The following is a 15,988-nucleotide window of genomic DNA, read 5'->3' on the forward strand; positions in this document are numbered from 1 at the left end:
ACAGCTATGAGCGACGACCACGAGAGCACCCTCGGCCACATCGAGACCGAGGTGGCCCTGCTGATGCGCTTCGGCGAGGCCACCCGGCGGGCCACCGGCACCGACGAGCACCGGGTGCTGGACCGCGCGGCGTACGTCATCCTGCGGCACCTGGACTCCGCCGGCCCGCAGAACGTCTCGGCCCTCGCCGCGCGGCTCAACCTGGACGGTTCGACGGTGACCCGGCAGGTCTCCGCCCTGCAGCGCGACGGCCTGATCGTCCGCGCCCCCGACCCGACGGACGGCCGGGGCACTGTCATCTCCCCCACCCCGGCCGGGCTACAGCGGATGGCAGCCGTGCAGGCCGCCCGGATCAGGCTCTACGGGGACATGCTGGCCGGCTGGAGCGCCGAGGACCGGGCCAGCCTGGCGACCCTGCTGGGCCGCCTCAACCACGCCCTGATCAACCGCAACCGCAACCGCTGACCGCGCCGCCGCTGACCCGAACCGCCGCTGACCCGCGCCCCAGGCGAGCCGCGCCCCAAGCAGGCCGCGTCCAGGCGGGCCGCGCCCCGGGCGGACCGTGCCCCAAGCAGGCCGCGCCCCAGGCAGGCCGCGCCCGCGGGCCGTGCCTGATTCGTCGGCGACATCAGCGCCAAAGGGCCCGAACGAGGCCCGCTCGCCCCGGCGGTGGCGCGCCCGGATGCCGATCACCCCGAGCTGCCGCCGAGGCGCCGACCACGCCGAGGCTAGCCGGACGGCGCGTGCCCCTTCGACCGCCAAGATCTCGCAACATCCTTGTTGTAGTGGCATCCGCCGCGGCCCGACACCACTAGAACAAGGATCGAGCACGATCTTGGGGCGACGCCGCGACAGGCGACGCCGCGACGGAGCGACCGGACGACGGAGCGACCGGACGACGGAGCGACGGGACGACGCCGCAACCAGGTGATGCCGCGGCAGGCGACGCTCGCAGGGTGGCGGGTCTGCCCGCCGAGGCGCTGACCACGTCGGAACGGCCCGCCCGGGTGCCGACCACGTCGGCGCCCGGGCGGGCCGGAGGTCAGGCGACCGGTTCGCGGGCCGAGTCGGCGTCGCGCTCGACGCCCGGGGTGACGCGGGGGTCGCCCTCGTCGGCGAAGTAGTCGTCAGGCGTGGTGCCGTCGACGCCCTCGGACACCCTGGTGGCCCGCAGGATCAGCGTCAGCAGGGCGGCGACCGCCAGGTTGACAAGCACCGCCACGATGCCCACGTAGATCGTCTTGGGCGTGTCGAAGCCGAACTTCTCCAACGGGAACGCGGACCCGCCGAAGTGCTTCTTCGTCGGGCTGGCCACCTGGTAGAGCATCCACATGCCGAGCCCCATGCCGGCGACCCAGCCGGCGATCAGGGCGGTCCGGTGGAACCAGCGGGTGTAGAGGCCCAGCGCCACGGCCGGCAGCGTCTGGAGGATGATCACGCCGCCGATGAGCTGGAGGTCGATCGAGAACTGCGGGTCGAGGAACACGATGCAGGCCACGGCCCCGACCTTGACCACCAGCGAGGTGATCTTCGAGACGTTCGCCTCCTGCGCCGGGCTGGCGTCCCGCTTCAGGTACTCCTTGTAGATGTTGCGGGTGAACAGGTTCGCCGCCGCGATCGACATGATCGCCGCCGGCACCAGCGCGCCGATGCCGATCGCCGCGTACGCGACGCCGGCGAACCAGTCCGGGAACTGCTTGTCGAACAGCAGCGGCACGATCGTGTTGTTGTCGACGCTGCCCGCCGACGCCCCCGGCAGCGGCTTCACCTCGGCCGCGATGGCCATGTAGCCGAGCAACGCGATCAGACCGAGCAGCAGGCTGTACGCCGGCAACGCGGACATGTTGCGCTTGATCACGTCGCGGTTCCGGCTGGCCAGCACGCCGGTGATGCTGTGCGGGTAGAGGAACAGCGCCAGAGCCGAGCCGAACGCCAACGTGACGTACTGCAACTGGTTGTTGCCGTTGAGCAGGATGCCGTCGTTCGGGTTCGGTGACGCCTGGAACTTCGCGTCCGCGGCGTCGAAGATGTCACCCCAACCGCCGAGCTTGTACGGCAGGTAGATGACCGTCACCAGGATGACGACGTAGATCAGGCTGTCCTTGACGAACGCGATGAGCGCCGGTGCGCGCAGCCCCGACTGGTAGGTGTACGCGGCCAGGATGGCGAACGCGATGATGATCGGCAGGTGCCGGGCCAGGGTGCTCTCCCCCGTGACGCCCATCGTCTTCAGGACCGCCTCGATGCCCACCAGTTGCAGCGCGATGTAGGGCATCGTGGCCACGATGCCGGTGATCGCGATCAGCAGCGCCAACACCGGCGAGTCGAACCGGGTACGGACGAAGTCGGCCGGGGTGACGAAGCCGTGCCGGTGCGAGACCGACCAGAGCCGGATCAGCACCAGGAAGACCAGCGGGTAGACGACGATCGTGTACGGCACGGCGAAGAACCCGGCCGCTCCGGCTCCGAACATCAGCGCCGGCACCGCCACGAAGGTGTACGCGGTGTAGAGGTCACCGCCGACCAGGAACCAGGTGATCCAGCCGCCGAAGCTGCGCCCGCCCAGCCCCCACTCGTCGAGGTGCGCCATGTCCGTCGGCCGCCGCCAGCGCGCGGCGACGAAGCCCATCGCGCTGACCAGCAGGAACAGCACGGAGAAGACGATGATCTCGGTGAGATGGTCGCGCCACATCAGCGGCCTCCCCGCTTCTTCGTCATCTGGTAGACAAGCGTCGTGGTGGAGACGCCGAGCAGGATCCAGGCCAGTTGCAGCCAGTAGTAGCGCGGGAACCCGAAGATCCGGGGCGCGTCGCTGTTGAAGAACGCCGGGATCAGCGGCACCAGGATGGGGAGAAAGAGCAACCAGTTCCAGGGACTGTGGTCCTTCGCCCGGGTCGGCGCCGTGGTGGGCGCCTCCGGTTCCGGTGCAGGCATCTGACACACCTCCGGGGAGTCGTGGCACGCGATGTGACGGCCGGAGGCTACGACTCTGTGACTGCCGTCACGATCAGCGCGTGGACGGCTCTGCGCCGAACGGCCGACCGGCTGCGCCGAACGGCGTGACCGGCCGGTCGGCCGAATGGGTTGGGGTGTGCCGGCTCAGAGGGCGGCGAGGTGCGCGGTGTCGTTGACCGTGCGTACCGCGATACCGCCGTCGGGCCACATGTCGAGCACCGAGATGCCGGCCGCGTCCAGGAAGAGCCGGTGCAGGAAGGCGTCGCTGGCGGCGAGGGCGTCGCGCAGCGCCAGCTTGATCGGCGAGACGTGCGAGACGACCACCACGGTCTCCCCGGGGTACGCCTTCGGCAGCGCGCCGACGACCCGGTGCACGCGCTCGGCGACCTGGGTGAACGACTCCCCACCGGGCGGGGCGATCCGCGGCGAGGCGAGCCAGGCGTCCATCTCCCCCGGCCACTGCTGGCGTACCTCGGCGAAGGTGCGCCCCTCCCACTGACCGAAGTCGCACTCGATCAGGTCGGCCTCGGTGCGCACGGGCACGTCACCGATCGCCCCGGCGATCGCGGCAGCGGTGGCCGTACACCGGGAAAGGGGTGAGCTGAGCACGGCCGCGACGGACGGGGCCAGCGCGGCCACCCGGGCGGCGGTGGCGCGGGCCTGGGCCCGGCCGCGCTCGGAGAGCGGCACGTCGCCGCGGCCGGAGTAGCGGCCCTGCTCGGTGTACGCGGTCTCGCCGTGCCGCACGAGGATCAGGCGGGTGGCCGTGAAGCTCGGCCGGGGCTCCCAGGAGGCCGGCGCGGTCGCCGGGTCGCTGCCCGTCGAGGCGCCGCCGGCCGGGGCGCTGGCCGAGGCCGGTGCGCCGAGAGAGGCCGGCGGCGCGGTGGGTCGGCCGGCGGCGGCGTCCATGGCGGCGTTGGCGAGCGCGTCGGCGTGCCGGTTCTGCTCGCGGGGGATCCAGGTGAAGCGGACCGCGTCGAAGCGGCCTACCAGGGTGGCCGCCTGGGCGGCGAGCGGGCGCAGGCCGGGGTGCTTGATCTGCCACCGGCCGCACATCTGCTCGACCACCAGCTTGGAGTCCATCCGGACGTCCACCTCGGCGGCGTCCACCTCGGCGGCGGCCCGCAGGCCGGCGATCAGCCCCTGGTACTCGGCGACGTTGTTGGTAGCCGTGCCCAGCGACTCGGAGCGCTCGGCGAGCACCTCGCCGGTCTCCGAGTCGCGCACCACCGCGCCGTAGCCGGCCGGCCCCGGATTGCCCCGGGACCCACCGTCGGCCTCGACGACGACCACGCGCGGCGCCACGACCTACAGGCCCGACTCGTTGGTACGGACCATGATCCGTCGGCAGTCCTCGCAGCGGACCACGTCGTCCGGCGCGGCCTTGCGGATGCGGGCCAGGTCGGCGCCGGAGAGGTCCAGCCGGCAGCCACCGCAGCGGCCGGCGGTGAGCAGGGCCGCGCCCAGCCCGGTGTCCGCGCGGATCTTGTCGTAGAGGGTGACCAGCTCGGCGGGGAGGTCGGCCGCGAGCGGCTGCCGGGCGCCCCGCTTGAACTCCTCCTCCTTGGCGATCTCGGCGAGCGCGTCGTCGCGGCGCTGCTCGGTGGCGGCCCGCTTCTCCCGGGCGTCGGCCAACCGCTGCTCCACGCCGTCCAGCACGCTCTGCGCGGTCTCGCGCTGCTCCATCAGCTCCAGCTCGGCGTCCTCCAGGTCACCCTGGCGCCTGTTGAGCGAGGCCAGTTCGTGCTGGAGCGCCTCCAGCTCGCGGGCCGGACCGGTGCCGGCGGCGAGCCGGTTCTGGTCCTTCTCCTTGCGGGCCCGCACCTGCTCGACGTCCTTCTCCAGGCGGGCGATGTCCCGGTCCAGGTCGTCGACCGCGACCTGGGCGCGAACCCGCTCGTCCTCCAGCGACGACAGCTCCCGGGCCAACGCCTCCAGTTCGGCCCGCTCCGGCAGCGACCGGCGACGGTGCGCGAGCTGGGCGAGGTTGGTGTCGATCGCCTGAAGGTCGAGCAGGCGGCGCTGGACCTGGGGTTCAGCCTTCACGGTCGGGCTCCTTGTCGTCCACAACGGGTGCGGCGGCGTGCACGGTCCACGGGTCGGTGTCCAGGTCGGACACCAGCGTCTCGACGCCCGGCGCCTCTCGGAGGAGGGCGGCCAGGTCGTCCAGCCACGGTCGTTCGGTCGCCCAGTGAGCGGCGTCGATCAGGGCGGGACCATCGGCGGCGAGGTGCTCGCTGGCCGGATGGTGCCGCAGGTCGGAGGTGAGAAACGCGTCCACCCCGGCGGCGGTCGCGGCGCCGAGGAAGCTGTCCCCCGACCCGCCGCTGACGGCGAGGGTACGAACCATACGCCCGGGATCCCCCGCGGCGCGAACTCCCCAGGACGTGACGGGGAGCACGGTGGCGGCGTGCCGGGTCAGCTCGGCGAGTGTCATCGGACGGGGCAGCTCCCCGATCCGGCCGATGCCCCGGTCGTCGCCGAAGGCGGGCGAGCCGGTCGCCGGCCGCTGCAACGGACGCAGCCCGGTCAGGCCGAACCGGGCAGCGAGGGCGTCGGAGACGCCGGGGGACGCCACGTCGGCGTTGGTGTGCGCCACGTAGAGCGCCACGCCGGCCCGGATGAGCTGGTGGACGATCCGCCCCTTGACTGTCGTCGGGGCGACCGACGAGACCCCCCGCAGCAGCAGCGGGTGATGCGCGACGATCATGTCGGCGCCGACGGCCAGCGCCTCGGCGACCGTCTCGGGCACCACGTCGACCACGCAGAGCACCCGCCGGACCGGGGCGCTCGGCTCGCCGAGCACCAGGCCGACGCGGTCCCATTCCTCGGCCCAGCTCGGCGGGTAGCGCCGTTCCAACTCGGCGACCACGTCCGTCACCGTGGCTGTGGATGCGCTGATGCTCACGGCGGGCCAGCTTACCGGCGCGGGGAGCTTCGGGCGGCGACGCCCGGCCCGACCGCGCCGGTCCGTCGAACTGGCCGAGGCGACCGCCGGACGCTCAGGCGGCCCGGTACGCGACGGTCCGCAGCGCGGCCAGCGGCATCTGCCAGGGGAACGCGTGCAGATGCTGTTCACCCGTTCCGGGTGGGTGCAGGGCGACCACATGGTCACCGAAGAGCACCGTGACACCCCAGTCGGCCAGCCGGGCCACGCCGGCCCGGAACGCCGGGTGGGCGGCCATCGCGACATTTGTGTACGGCACCGCGACGATCGGAACGCCCTTGCCCTGCGCCTCGACGAGCAACCCGAGAGCGAGGGTGTCGGCGATACCGGCGGCCCACTTGTTGACCGTGTTCACTGTCGCCGGGCAGACGATCATGGCGTCGGCCGACGGCAGCACGTCCGGGTCACCGGGGTTCTTGTAGTGCGTCCGCACCGGGTGGCCGGTCTGCCGCACCAGGGCCGGCTGGTCGACGAACTTGGCGCCGTCCGGTGTGGTGATCACGCAGACGTCCCAGCCGTCCGACTGGGCCAGGTCGACCAGGCGACCGACGTGGCGGGCCAGCGGCGAACCGCAGGCGATGACGTAGAGCACCGCACGGCGCTCGCTGGTGCGTGGTGCGCCGGTCATCAAGCCGGCTCCGCGCTCATACCCCTACTCCCATGTGCTCAGCCAACTCCGCTATCGGAGAAGGCGGCGCACCACGTGTGCGACGTAGGACGTCCGACATCACCTCGTGCGCGATGGGCCGGCAGCGGATCTCCGACGGCGCGAGCCGATCGCCGAGCAGCAACATCTCGCCGGCGTTCGCCACGTCGCCGATCTGGGCGTACCCCCGGGCGATGTCGAGCAGGTGGTGGGCGCGGCGCTCGGGCAGCAACGCGTTGAACGCGGGCTCCTCGATGCGCACCTGGTGCACCTCGACCGCGCGGCCCCCGTCCCCCAACTCGACGGCGGCGGCGGCCCGGTGCAGCTCGACGTTCGTCGGGCCGAATGAGGTCCAGTAGTGGTTGTGGTCCCCGCCGAGCAGCGTGGCGGCCTCCTGCGCACAGTTGATCAGGTCGTCGACGCTTGCCGAGTCGCCGATCCGGGACGCGGCCATCGCCCCCTGCAACAGCAGCATCCCGTAGACGGACAGCCGGGCCGGGGAGACCTCGTTGCTGCCGCCGGGTACCAGCCGGTTGGCGATCTGGACGTTCAGCTCCAGCGCCGGCCGGGCCCGGCCCATGGCGACCAGGGCGTTGCAGACCCGGGTGGTGGCGATGCCTGCCAGCAGCGGGTCGTCGGCTCGCTGGGCCACCGCCATCGACCGGTCGGCGGCCAGCCAGGCCAGCTCGAACTCGCCGAGCTTGCGCAACACCGACGAGGCGATCTGATAGACCTGCCCGAGCAGGTGGGCCGCCTCCGGCGCCTGCGTTCCCCCGTAGGCGGCGTCGGCCGCCTGAGCGTCGCGCAGCAGCTTGGGCAGCGCCCGGGTGAGCATCCCGTAGCGGCCGTACTGGTAGGTGAGCCAGGCGTGGTTGACGGCCTTGCGCATGTCGTCAAGCGGAGGCGGGTACGGCACGGCGTCGAAGTAGGCGCTCATCGAGTCGTACCGCTCCAGGGCCGCCCGGATCTCCTGCACCTCGACCTGGTCGATGCAGTTCAGCGCGTCGGTACGCCGCTCCGGGTCCCGGCCCATCAGCAGTTGCACATCCATCTGCAGGATGTCGGCGATCTCGTAGAGGACGGAGAACTTGTCCAGCCGGCGGACACCCCGCTCGACCTTGTCCACCCAGCTCTTCGACTTGCCCAGACGGTCGGCGAAGACCTGCTGCGACATCTTGCGCCGCCCCCGCCAGTAGGCCACTCGCCGCCCAATGGGTAGCTCGTCCATCTCCCCATCCCTCCCCTGCCGCCGCCACTGATCGAGTGCCGGCGATGTCCGCGGGTGCGGCGATCAGTCGTCCATCTTGAAGTTTTCGCTGGTCGCACAGCCTGTACGTCAGCCGGACAGCCAGTCCTCGTAGCTTTCGTGCAAGTTGCACGAGCCGTTCGTCAACCTCAACGATCGTGGGTTACGGCAGTGACGGTGCTCGACATGCGACCTGGCGTCAGCCGGGCCCGACGAGGGGAGATGGCACACATGTGGGGGAACGTCGTACCGCGCGTCGCCGAACTGTCGCCGCTGGAACGCGTCCGGCTGCGCCGGATCGCCATCCGGTACGCCGTACACGGCTGGGAGGTGACGCCGGGCGCCTGCCTCGCCCGCAGCAGGTTCGTGTGCGGTCGGGCCGGCTGCCCCACGGTGGGCTGCCACCCCGCCCTGGAGAACTGGGAGCTGGCCGCCACCACCGACCCGGCCCGGGTGGCCACCTGGTGGCGAACCCGCCCGCACGGCGTACTGCTGCCCACTGGCCGGACCTTCGACGTGCTGGAGGTGCCGGCCCACCTCGGCCGACACGTGCTCGACGCCGTGCAGGTCCACCCGGCCGGCACCGGCGTCCGCGGACCCGTGCTGGTCACCCCCACCGGCCGGTGGATGTTCCTGGTCCGCCCCGGAGACCCGCTGCGACCGGAGTTGGAGCACTGCTTCCACGTCGTCCGGCACGGGCCCGGCTCGTGGATCCCGGCGCCACCCACCCGGCTGCCCGAGGGGACCGTCCGCTGGGCGGTCGCCCCGGAGCAGGCCCGCTGGCAGCTCCCCGACTCCTACCTGGTGCAGAACACCCTGATCGAGGCGCTGCGGGCCAGCGGGGTGACGCTCGCACCCGACCTGCTCCCCGGTCACCTGCCCCTGCCCCGCCGGGGTAGGTGAACCGGCCCCGGCCGACGATTCGATCCGGTGACCGACAGCGTCGCCGGACGGCCGGCGCTCGTTGAGCAGGTGACGGCGCGAACGCGCGCCACGAACGGGGGAACGATGTCCACGCACGACAGGTCGCCGTATCCCGGCGGCACGGAACCGCCCCGTCGCAGCCACCCACGGCACCGCTGGGCGGGCACCCGCCCGGCCGGTTCGCGCCCCGGGCGGCCCCGCCCCACCGGCACGCGCCCCGCCGGCACCCATCGTCCGCTGCGTTAGGGCCGGCGCTAGACCGTCAGCGGAAGCGCCGTGGAGTGGAACTGGCGGGCGTCGTCGGTGACGACCGCGTGCGTGTGATCGCCGAGACGGTCCAGCCAGCCGATCCCGGCAGCCCCCATGGCCAGGGCGGCGGTGGCGTAGGCGTCGGCGACGCCGAGGTCGCTGCCGACCACTGTCACCGAGCGCAGCCCGCTGGCCGGCGCGCCCCGGCGGGGGTCCAGCACGTGCCGGCCCCGCTCGTACACGCCGGAGGTGGCCACGGCCAGGTCGGTGCCGGCCAGCACCAGACACGTCGCCATCGCGTCCCAGGGGTGCCGGATGCCGATCCGCCACGGCTCCCCGGCCGGTGAGAAGCCGCGCACGCGTACGTCGCCGCCGGCGTTGACGCAGTGGTTCGCCGCGCCGGCGGCGAGCAGCCGGTCCGAGGCGACCTGCGCCGCCCAGCCCTTCACGAACCCGGACGGGTCGAGCCGTCCGGTGGCGTACGCGTCGAAGAAGCCGTCGGTGGCGCCCCACAGGTCGGCGCACGCCTCCAGTACGAACCGCAGGTCGGCCGACGCCTCGGACAGCAGCACCTCGCCCCGGTCGAAGCGGCACACCTCGCTGTCCGCCCGGTACGTGCTGAACCGGGCGTCGACCTCGCGCATCCAGGCGAAGACGTCATCGGCCAGCTCGTACAGGCGCGCGGGAGGCAGGTCGTCGGCGAGGTCCAGGGTGATCGCCGTACCCATGATCTGCTCGACCCGGCACAGCCCGGGTCGGATCATCGCCGCCGGCACGTCAGAACGCCTGCTCGATCGCGGCCCGCAGCGAGGTCTTGTAGGCGTTGCTGGTCTCGGTGGCGCCGGAGACGGTGTTGAGGTTGGCGCTCTGCTTCTGCACCACCTCACCGCCGGTGCCGTTGTACTTGTTCCGGACGTCGCCGCTGTGGATGTCGGACTCGCCCCCGCTGGGCAGCGACAACGTCACCGCGTCGACGATCCGGTTGCCGGAGACCACGATCTGCACCTGCACGTACCCGTAGCCATCGGCCGTGTCCACGGTGGGGCCGGTGACCCGGCGGGTGGTCGACTGCGGCGCCTTGGTGGTGCGCGGCGCGGTCGGGGCCTTCGCGGTGGTCTTCGTGCCCGACGGCCGCGCGGTGGTCCTGGTCGGCTTGGGCGACGACGACGGTGCGCCGGCGGTCACCGACGGTTTCGGCGCCGCGCCCGTCGGGTCGGCAGCCGGGGCGGCGCTCGGGTCGACGGCCTGCGGGGTCGGGTTGACCGGCTGCGCGGTGGGCAGGTTCTGGGCGACCTGGGTGGTGCCCGGCGAGCCCTTGAGCACCACCAGGACTGTGGTGCTGGCGGCCAGGCCGGTGATCGCGAACAACGCGCGACGCATGCGATGCCTTCCTACAGCTCGAAGGTGGCCAGGTGGATCTGTCGGCGGGGTACGCCGGCGCGGCGCAGCGCGCGCACCGACTGCTCCACCAGCCCGGGGGGCCCGCAGAGGTAGACGTCGCGCCGGGCCACGTCGGGCACCAGTTGGCGCAGCCCGTCGGGGCTCATGAGCTGGCGGGGGCCGGGGTCGTCGCGGGAGCCGATGACGTACCAGATCGACGTGTCGCGTTCCTGGGCCAGCCAGTCCAGTTCCCGGCTGAGCAGCACGTCGGCGGGCGTACGGGCCCGGTAGATCAGGGCGGCGCCCGGCGGCAGCTCCTCCAGCATGGCCCGGATGGGCGTGATGCCGCTGCCGCCGGCGATCAGCAGCGCCCGCTCGCGCACCCGGTGCGCCGCGGTGAAGGTTCCCGACGGGCCGTGGGCCCAGACCCGGGTTCCCGGGTCGAGGTCGCGCAGGTCGGCGGTGTGCCGGCCGACGACCTTGACGGTGAGCCGCAGCCAGCGGCCGTTGGCTGCGGCGGAGACGGAGAAGGGATGCGACTGCCACCAGCTGCCGGGGGTGAGGAAGCGCCAGCGGAAGTACTGGCCGCCGAGCATCTCCAGCCGGCCCAGCCGATCCCCGGTGAGGTAGATGGAGACCGTGTCCGGGCTCTCCGCGACCACGTCGGCGACCCGCAGCCGATGACGCATGTTGAACGCCAGCGGCGCGATCACCCGGCCCCAGAGCAGGGCGGCGACCACCAGCAGGTACAGGGCGATCCAGCCGGTCCGCACCGGGCCCGGCTTGTAGAGCTGCGCGCCGTGGCTGAACTGGTGCCCGTAGCCGAGCAGCAGCACCAGGTAGCTCGACCGGTGCAGCAGGTGCCACACCTCGTAGGGCAGCGCCCGACGGATCGCCCGGATGCTGCTGAAGCCGACCACGAGCATGATGCCGGCGGCGACGAAGGCCGAGAGCATGTCCTCGTAGTCGCCGAGCAGCGTGCCCACCTCGGCGAAGATCGAGTGGTTCCGCAGGTCGGCGTACCCGACGAGGATCAGCGACACGTGCGACAACACGGCGACCAGCAGCGTCGCGCCGATGTCGCGGTGCCAGCGGGCGAGCTGCTCGCCGCCGATCCACCGCTCCAGCACCGACAGACGGCTCATCATGAGCACCTGCACGAGCAGCAGGTAGCCGGCGATCAGGCCGGTGATCCGGCCGGCCGCGGTGACGGTGGCCGCGGTGGTCGGCAGCGAGCCGGCGGCCGTGCCCAGCCACCAGGGCAGCACGCTGGCGACCAGCCCGACCAGGAGCAGCGCGGCCAGCAGCCGCCGGCCGCCGGGTCCGCGCCGGGCCGGGATCTGCGGGGGTACGGGTGCAGCCGACCGGCCGCCGTGCCGGGACGAGGTCCCGGTGCGGCGGCCGGCGGCGTGGGTGTGCGAATGCGTCACGCGTACAGCTTCATCGGCTTGTAGGCCCGGTCGCTGCCGGGGAAGAGCATCTTCTCCACCTGCGCGTTGGTCAGGCCGAACCGACCCTGCGCCACCGAGCCGTACACGTTGAACATGTTGTTGTACTCCGGCACGTCGCCGGAGTCCAACTTGTCTAGGCCGTTCCAGGTGCCCAGCAGAGAGCTGGCCAGCTTCTTGCCGGAGAGCACGGTGACCACGCCGCCGTGCCCGTGGTCGGTGCCGCCCTTGTTGGAGCTGACCCGCCGGCCGAACTCGCTGGACACCATGATCGTCACGTCGGCGGCCTGCGGGCCGAGGTCGGTGAAGAAGGCGGCCATCGCGCTGGCCAGCTCGCCCAGTCGGCGGTGCAGCTGACCGCCCTCCTGGGTGCCCTGGTTCTCGTGGGTGTCGTAGCCACCCATGCCGACGGTGGCGACCCGGACGTTGGCGCCGCCCTTGATGAGCTGGGCGAGCTGCTGGAAGGCGTTGCCGATGCCCTCGTACTTGACACCCGCGGCGGGCTGGTACGGCTTGGCGGCGAGCCTCTGCGCGGTGGCGAGCGCGCCCATGCCGTCCTGCACGGCCTCCTCGACCGGGTGGTTGATCCCGGTGAAGAGCCCCTTGATCGCCTTCTCGGTGGCGGCACGGAACTTGTCGTCGCCGTTGAGCCGCAGCGAGCCGACGCTGTTCAGCGACAGCGCGCCGTTGTTGCCGACAAGCGAACGGGGCAGCGTGCTGCCGATGCCGACGCCACGGAAGGCGGTGCCCGTGCCGAGGTGGTCGACCAGGTTGTCCAGCCAGCCCCGGCCGCCGGTCTCGTGCGGCAGACCGCCCAGGTTGCAGGCGTCCGCGGCCTGGAAGTGGCTGCGGGACAGCCGCTCGTCCGAGACCGCCGGAATGAAGCCCAACTGACCGGCCTTGAGGTACTGCTCCAGCGGCTTGAACGCACTGGTCAGCTTGAAGCCGCGGGCCAGGGCCAGCGAGTCGTTGCCGAGCAGCAGCTCGGGCCGGCCCTTGGTCAGTGCCGGGTCGCTGTCCGGTGCGACGAGGCTCAGCCCGTCCAGCCCGCCGTAGAGGAAGACGTGGATCAGGGTGCCGGTCTTGGTCGCCGCGAACGACGCCGAGGTGGTGACGAACTGGGCGGTGGCCAGCGCGGTGGCGGTGGCCGCGGCACCGGCGACGAAGGTCCGCCGGGTGACGCCGCGACCGTCCTGCTGGGCCTCCTCCAGATCCTCCAGGGTCCGGTAGCGGTCGGCCTCGGCGGCCTGCTCGGCGGCGACGATGTCGGCCTCCGCGCGCAGCAGGGCCTCGGTCGGGTTGTCGGCCAGCCGCCCCAGGTCGGGGCATTCGGGGTGCAGGGGGAAAGAGTTGTACACAGTCTTCTCCATCGGGTGCCTCACCGGAGGTGGTGCTGGGGGGACGCGAGGATCGCCCGCGCGACGGCGGTGATGGCCCCGTTGAACGTGGCATCGACCTTGGTGGTCGCCGAGACGCCGGCGACGCCGAGGATCAGGTTCTTCTCCCGGGCGGTGAGCTTCTGGTGGACCAGCCGCTGGGCGAGCGCGTCCACGTACGCCCCGGCGGTGGCCGGCGGCTTGGCGACCAGCTTCTCCGGTGCCGTGTACGTGAAGGAGGTGCGGTAGCCGGCAATGATCTCGCCGGCCTCGTTCCAGCCGTTGACCATCGTGCCGGCCGAGGTCCACGCGACGTAGACGTCGGGGTAGCCGTCCGGGGTGGGCTGACCCATCGGGTACTGGCCCAGCTCGCGCAGCTTGTCGTGGATCTGCCGCAGGCCCCGGGCGAACGGGGTGCGCTTGTTGTCGCCGTTGTCGTTCTTCGCCGACGCCTCCGGCGAGACGCCCAGGATGCGGTACGTGGCGACCAGGTACTCCATCGGCCGGCGCACCTTCTGGCCCACCGCCGCCCAGAACTCCGAGGAGCTGAACAGCGCCATCAGCACCGGCTTGATCATGCCGTTGTTGCTGGTGTAGATCTTGGCCAGCCGGTCCACGAGGGACTTCGGCGGGGTGTCCGAGACGAACCGGGTCGCGAGGCTCTGCGCCACGTACTTCGCGGTCGAGGGGTGCATCGCGATGTAGGTGATGTACTTGTCGATCGCCGCGTCCACGGCGGCGGTCTCCTTGGCCGTCGGGTTGTTGACGTCCTTGATGCCGAACGTGTTGGCGTGGGTGAAGCCGAGGATCTTCACCTTGCCCATGTAGTGCTGGTTGACGCGCAGGACGTACTGGCCCTTGTCGTCGACGCCACGGCCGGTCTGCAGCATGGCGGCCTGCCGGACGTCGCCCTCCTTGTAGCCGCCGTCGACGCCCACCGAGTACAGCTCCAGGTTCTCCCGGGCGAGGTTCTCGTTGATGGCGTCCTTGCGGGAGTCCTTCTGGTTCAGGTAGATCAGCAGCGCGGGGTGCTTGTTCGCCGCGACGAGCATCTCGGGGTAGCTGCCCAGCGCGTGCTTGCGCACCACGTCCTTGTCGAACGAGGTGCGGTACACCTCGCCGCCGTCGAAGTCGGCGGCGACGTGCAGGAAGTCGTTCCAGAAGTCGACCATCACCTCGAACAGCTGGCGCTTCGACCAGATCTGCCGGGCCAGGGTGGCGTCGACGACCTCGCGCTCCGGCTGGGCGCCCTGCTCGTTGAGCTTGTCCCGCTGGGTCCGCAGCTGCTGCACCGAGAGCGTCTGGGTGGGCAGCTCGGCGAGCTTCAGCTCGGCCTTGGTCGGCTCGATCTTGTCCGGGTCGAGCTGCCCGCGGAGCCAGGCGTCGATGCCCTGCTTCTTGATGTCGGAGACCACGGCGGGGGTCGCGCCGAAGGTGGTCCGCCGGGCCAGGTGCAGGATCGGGTCCTTGGCGAGCACCGTCTTGACCGTCACCTTGGTCTCCGCGGCGGCCGCGGCCGGGCCGGAGAAGGTCCGGCCACCGCTGGGCGCGTTCTTCTTCAGCGCCTCGCCGGCCCGGGAGCCCATGTAGCTCTCGTTCTGCTCGGTGTAGGTACGCACCGTGCTGGGCTGCTGGCCGCTGGGACGCGCCGCGGTCCCGTCGGTGACCGTGCTGCCCGTCGCGTCGCCCGCGGCCGCCTCGTCACCGAAGAGGCTGCGGAACTGCGGCGTCATGGCCAGCGCCGCGCCACCGGCCACGACGGCGGCGGTGCCACCGAGCGCGACGATGGCCTTGCGTCGGCCGACCTTGCGGCCCGGCTCGTCGTCATCGTCCAAGGTGGGCAGTCCGGCGCCGGCCGGACGTGCCGGGGCCGGGCGGCCCAGACCCTCCGGACCGACCCACTGCGGCCCACGCGGGGCGGGGGCGGGCTGTCCGGCGTGCGCGTACCCGTCGCCGTACTGCTCGCGCGGGTCGCCCTGGGCCGGGTAGCCGCCCTGGTAGGGGTGGGGCGAGTCGTATCCGTACGACGCGCTGGGGTCGCCGTAGCTGTCCGAGGTGTGGTGCTGGCGTCCGTCCCAGCCGCGGTCGTCCCGCGGTCGACGTGGTGGCACATTCTGGTCGGCCATGTACCAATCCCGATTTCTGATGAGCGCCGGAAGCTGCGACCGAGCGGGTGCGGCAGGTGCGGCGACTGTTGCCTGAGGGGGTTGCTACGGCAAGGTAACCAAGCGCTCAGGTGCCTTCAAGGTGGGCCGAACACGCCGGTGAGGGCACTTAAGACAGCCCTCACCACCGCGTACGTGGCCGGGCGGCGATCCGGGTCGGGCTCCGACCTTCCCAGCAGGGCGGACGTACGGCAGCCGGGTACGGATCGGACCGCGCCGCCGTACCCGACACGTTCCGCGCCGTTCGCCACCACAGGCAAACTTAAGGTTCAGCTAAGCCGTACGTGAAGTGTCCTCACGCTGGGGAAAAGTAGGAGGAGCGGGCGAGCGTGAGCCGCCACCGCAGCGGGTATGCCGCCGAACCGCTGAACGCGTGAGGGGAAGGCAGCGCCATGCTCAGCAAAGAGGATCAGCGCAGGTTCGACCAGATCACCCGTCAGCTCCGGGAGAGTGACCCGGCCTTCTTCGCCCGGCTGGACCACCGGGTCCGAGCCCGCAGGGGCCGCTACCTGATGTTGTTGACCATCGTGCTGTGGGCGTCGCTCCCGGCGATGGCCGTGTTCGCCGGCCGACTGGCCGGGGCGATCTGCGCGGTGGTGCTGGTGGCCAACGCGGCGATCATGTGGCGGTTCCGCCGCCGGTGGACGTGACG

General features: G+C 71.9%; 15 protein-coding genes. 3 read left to right on the forward strand and 12 right to left on the reverse strand.

Annotated elements, in window-relative coordinates:
- Positions 1–6: 6 nt before the first annotated feature.
- On the forward strand, positions 7–465 hold the full coding sequence (locus AB0K10_RS14135) for a MarR family transcriptional regulator (RefSeq protein WP_363683295.1): 459 nt from the start codon (positions 7–9) through the stop codon (positions 463–465).
- 577 nt (positions 466–1,042) lie between these two features.
- Here AB0K10_RS14135 and mctP read toward each other — a convergent pair.
- From mctP to AB0K10_RS14170, 7 genes are all read right to left on the reverse strand, one after another.
- Positions 1,043–2,692, reverse strand: coding sequence for a monocarboxylate uptake permease MctP (gene mctP, locus AB0K10_RS14140; RefSeq protein ID WP_363683297.1), 1,650 nt, complete (start codon positions 2,690–2,692; stop codon positions 1,043–1,045).
- Complete coding sequence (locus tag AB0K10_RS14145) at positions 2,692–2,934, reverse strand: DUF3311 domain-containing protein (protein ID WP_363683299.1); 243 nt, start codon at positions 2,932–2,934, stop codon at positions 2,692–2,694. Before AB0K10_RS14145 ends, mctP begins: the two co-directional genes overlap by 1 nt.
- Positions 2,935–3,099: 165 nt before the next feature.
- Positions 3,100–4,260, reverse strand: coding sequence for a bifunctional RNase H/acid phosphatase (locus AB0K10_RS14150; protein WP_363683301.1), 1,161 nt, complete (start codon positions 4,258–4,260; stop codon positions 3,100–3,102).
- 3 nt (positions 4,261–4,263) lie between these two features.
- Complete coding sequence (locus tag AB0K10_RS14155) at positions 4,264–5,001, reverse strand: C4-type zinc ribbon domain-containing protein (RefSeq protein ID WP_363683303.1); 738 nt, start codon at positions 4,999–5,001, stop codon at positions 4,264–4,266.
- Positions 4,991–5,827, reverse strand: coding sequence for a Nif3-like dinuclear metal center hexameric protein (locus tag AB0K10_RS14160; RefSeq protein ID WP_363683633.1), 837 nt, complete (start codon positions 5,825–5,827; stop codon positions 4,991–4,993). Before AB0K10_RS14160 ends, AB0K10_RS14155 begins: the two co-directional genes overlap by 11 nt.
- Positions 5,828–5,957: 130 nt before the next feature.
- A complete protein-coding gene (locus AB0K10_RS14165; RefSeq protein WP_363683305.1) occupies positions 5,958–6,530 on the reverse strand; it encodes a flavoprotein in 573 nt (190 codons plus the stop codon).
- Positions 6,531–6,546: 16 nt separating this feature from the next.
- Positions 6,547–7,776, reverse strand: coding sequence for a helix-turn-helix domain-containing protein (locus AB0K10_RS14170; protein WP_363683307.1), 1,230 nt, complete (start codon positions 7,774–7,776; stop codon positions 6,547–6,549).
- Between the two features lie 249 nt (positions 7,777–8,025).
- On the opposite strand from AB0K10_RS14170, the gene AB0K10_RS14175 reads away from it, so the two are divergent.
- Positions 8,026–8,697 carry a bifunctional DNA primase/polymerase gene (locus tag AB0K10_RS14175; protein ID WP_363683635.1) on the forward strand — a complete coding sequence of 224 codons (672 nt, stop codon included), beginning with the start codon at positions 8,026–8,028 and terminating at the stop codon, positions 8,695–8,697.
- Between the two features lie 275 nt (positions 8,698–8,972).
- Here the strand turns inward: AB0K10_RS14175 and AB0K10_RS14180 are convergent, their stop codons facing one another.
- Genes AB0K10_RS14180 through AB0K10_RS14200 form a run of 5 tightly spaced genes read right to left on the reverse strand, consistent with a single transcriptional unit; the run spans position 8,973 to position 15,297 of the window.
- The gene (locus AB0K10_RS14180) at positions 8,973–9,695 is read right to left on the reverse strand and encodes an FAD:protein FMN transferase (RefSeq protein ID WP_363683636.1); all 723 of its coding nucleotides are present in this window, start codon (positions 9,693–9,695) and stop codon (positions 8,973–8,975) included.
- A gap of 49 nt (positions 9,696–9,744) precedes the next feature.
- Positions 9,745–10,347, reverse strand: a complete 603-nt coding sequence (locus AB0K10_RS14185) for an FMN-binding protein (protein ID WP_363683309.1) — start codon at positions 10,345–10,347, stop codon at positions 9,745–9,747.
- Between the two features lie 11 nt (positions 10,348–10,358).
- Positions 10,359–11,777 (reverse strand): ferredoxin reductase family protein, encoded by a 1,419-nt coding sequence (locus tag AB0K10_RS14190; RefSeq protein ID WP_363683311.1) that lies wholly within the window; start codon positions 11,775–11,777, stop codon positions 10,359–10,361.
- Positions 11,774–13,165 (reverse strand): DUF1501 domain-containing protein, encoded by a 1,392-nt coding sequence (locus AB0K10_RS14195; RefSeq protein WP_363683313.1) that lies wholly within the window; start codon positions 13,163–13,165, stop codon positions 11,774–11,776. Before AB0K10_RS14195 ends, AB0K10_RS14190 begins: the two co-directional genes overlap by 4 nt.
- Before the next feature lie 8 nt (positions 13,166–13,173).
- Positions 13,174–15,297: a DUF1800 domain-containing protein gene (locus AB0K10_RS14200; protein ID WP_363683315.1), complete on the reverse strand. Its 2,124-nt coding sequence runs from the start codon at positions 15,295–15,297 to the stop codon at positions 13,174–13,176.
- A 431-nt stretch (positions 15,298–15,728) separates the two neighbouring features.
- Here AB0K10_RS14200 and AB0K10_RS14205 point away from each other — a divergent pair, with 431 nt between their 5' ends.
- On the forward strand, positions 15,729–15,986 hold the full coding sequence (locus tag AB0K10_RS14205; RefSeq protein WP_234586377.1) for a DUF3040 domain-containing protein: 258 nt from the start codon (positions 15,729–15,731) through the stop codon (positions 15,984–15,986).
- Positions 15,987–15,988 lie beyond the last annotated feature (2 nt).

It is taken from the genome of Micromonospora sp. NPDC049274 (genome assembly GCF_040678875.1).
Lineage (GTDB): Bacteria > Actinomycetota > Actinomycetes > Mycobacteriales > Micromonosporaceae > Micromonospora.

What these genes read in the sequence shown, in the direction of transcription:
- AB0K10_RS14135 (WP_363683295.1), top strand. Translation starts at nt 7, where the DNA reads ATGAGCGACGACCACGAGAGCACCCTCGGCCACATCGAGACCGAGGTG.
- mctP (WP_363683297.1), bottom strand. Translation starts at nt 2,692, where the DNA reads ATGTGGCGCGACCATCTCACCGAGATCATCGTCTTCTCCGTGCTGTTC.
- AB0K10_RS14145 (WP_363683299.1), bottom strand. Translation starts at nt 2,934, where the DNA reads ATGCCTGCACCGGAACCGGAGGCGCCCACCACGGCGCCGACCCGGGCG.
- AB0K10_RS14165 (WP_363683305.1), bottom strand. Translation starts at nt 6,530, where the DNA reads ATGACCGGCGCACCACGCACCAGCGAGCGCCGTGCGGTGCTCTACGTC.
- AB0K10_RS14170 (WP_363683307.1), bottom strand. Translation starts at nt 7,776, where the DNA reads ATGGACGAGCTACCCATTGGGCGGCGAGTGGCCTACTGGCGGGGGCGG.
- AB0K10_RS14175 (WP_363683635.1), top strand. Translation starts at nt 8,026, where the DNA reads ATGTGGGGGAACGTCGTACCGCGCGTCGCCGAACTGTCGCCGCTGGAA.
- AB0K10_RS14180 (WP_363683636.1), bottom strand. Translation starts at nt 9,695, where the DNA reads ATGGGTACGGCGATCACCCTGGACCTCGCCGACGACCTGCCTCCCGCG.
- AB0K10_RS14185 (WP_363683309.1), bottom strand. Translation starts at nt 10,347, where the DNA reads ATGCGTCGCGCGTTGTTCGCGATCACCGGCCTGGCCGCCAGCACCACA.
- AB0K10_RS14195 (WP_363683313.1), bottom strand. Translation starts at nt 13,165, where the DNA reads ATGGAGAAGACTGTGTACAACTCTTTCCCCCTGCACCCCGAATGCCCC.
- AB0K10_RS14200 (WP_363683315.1), bottom strand. Translation starts at nt 15,297, where the DNA reads ATGGCCGACCAGAATGTGCCACCACGTCGACCGCGGGACGACCGCGGC.
- AB0K10_RS14205 (WP_234586377.1), top strand. Translation starts at nt 15,729, where the DNA reads ATGCTCAGCAAAGAGGATCAGCGCAGGTTCGACCAGATCACCCGTCAG.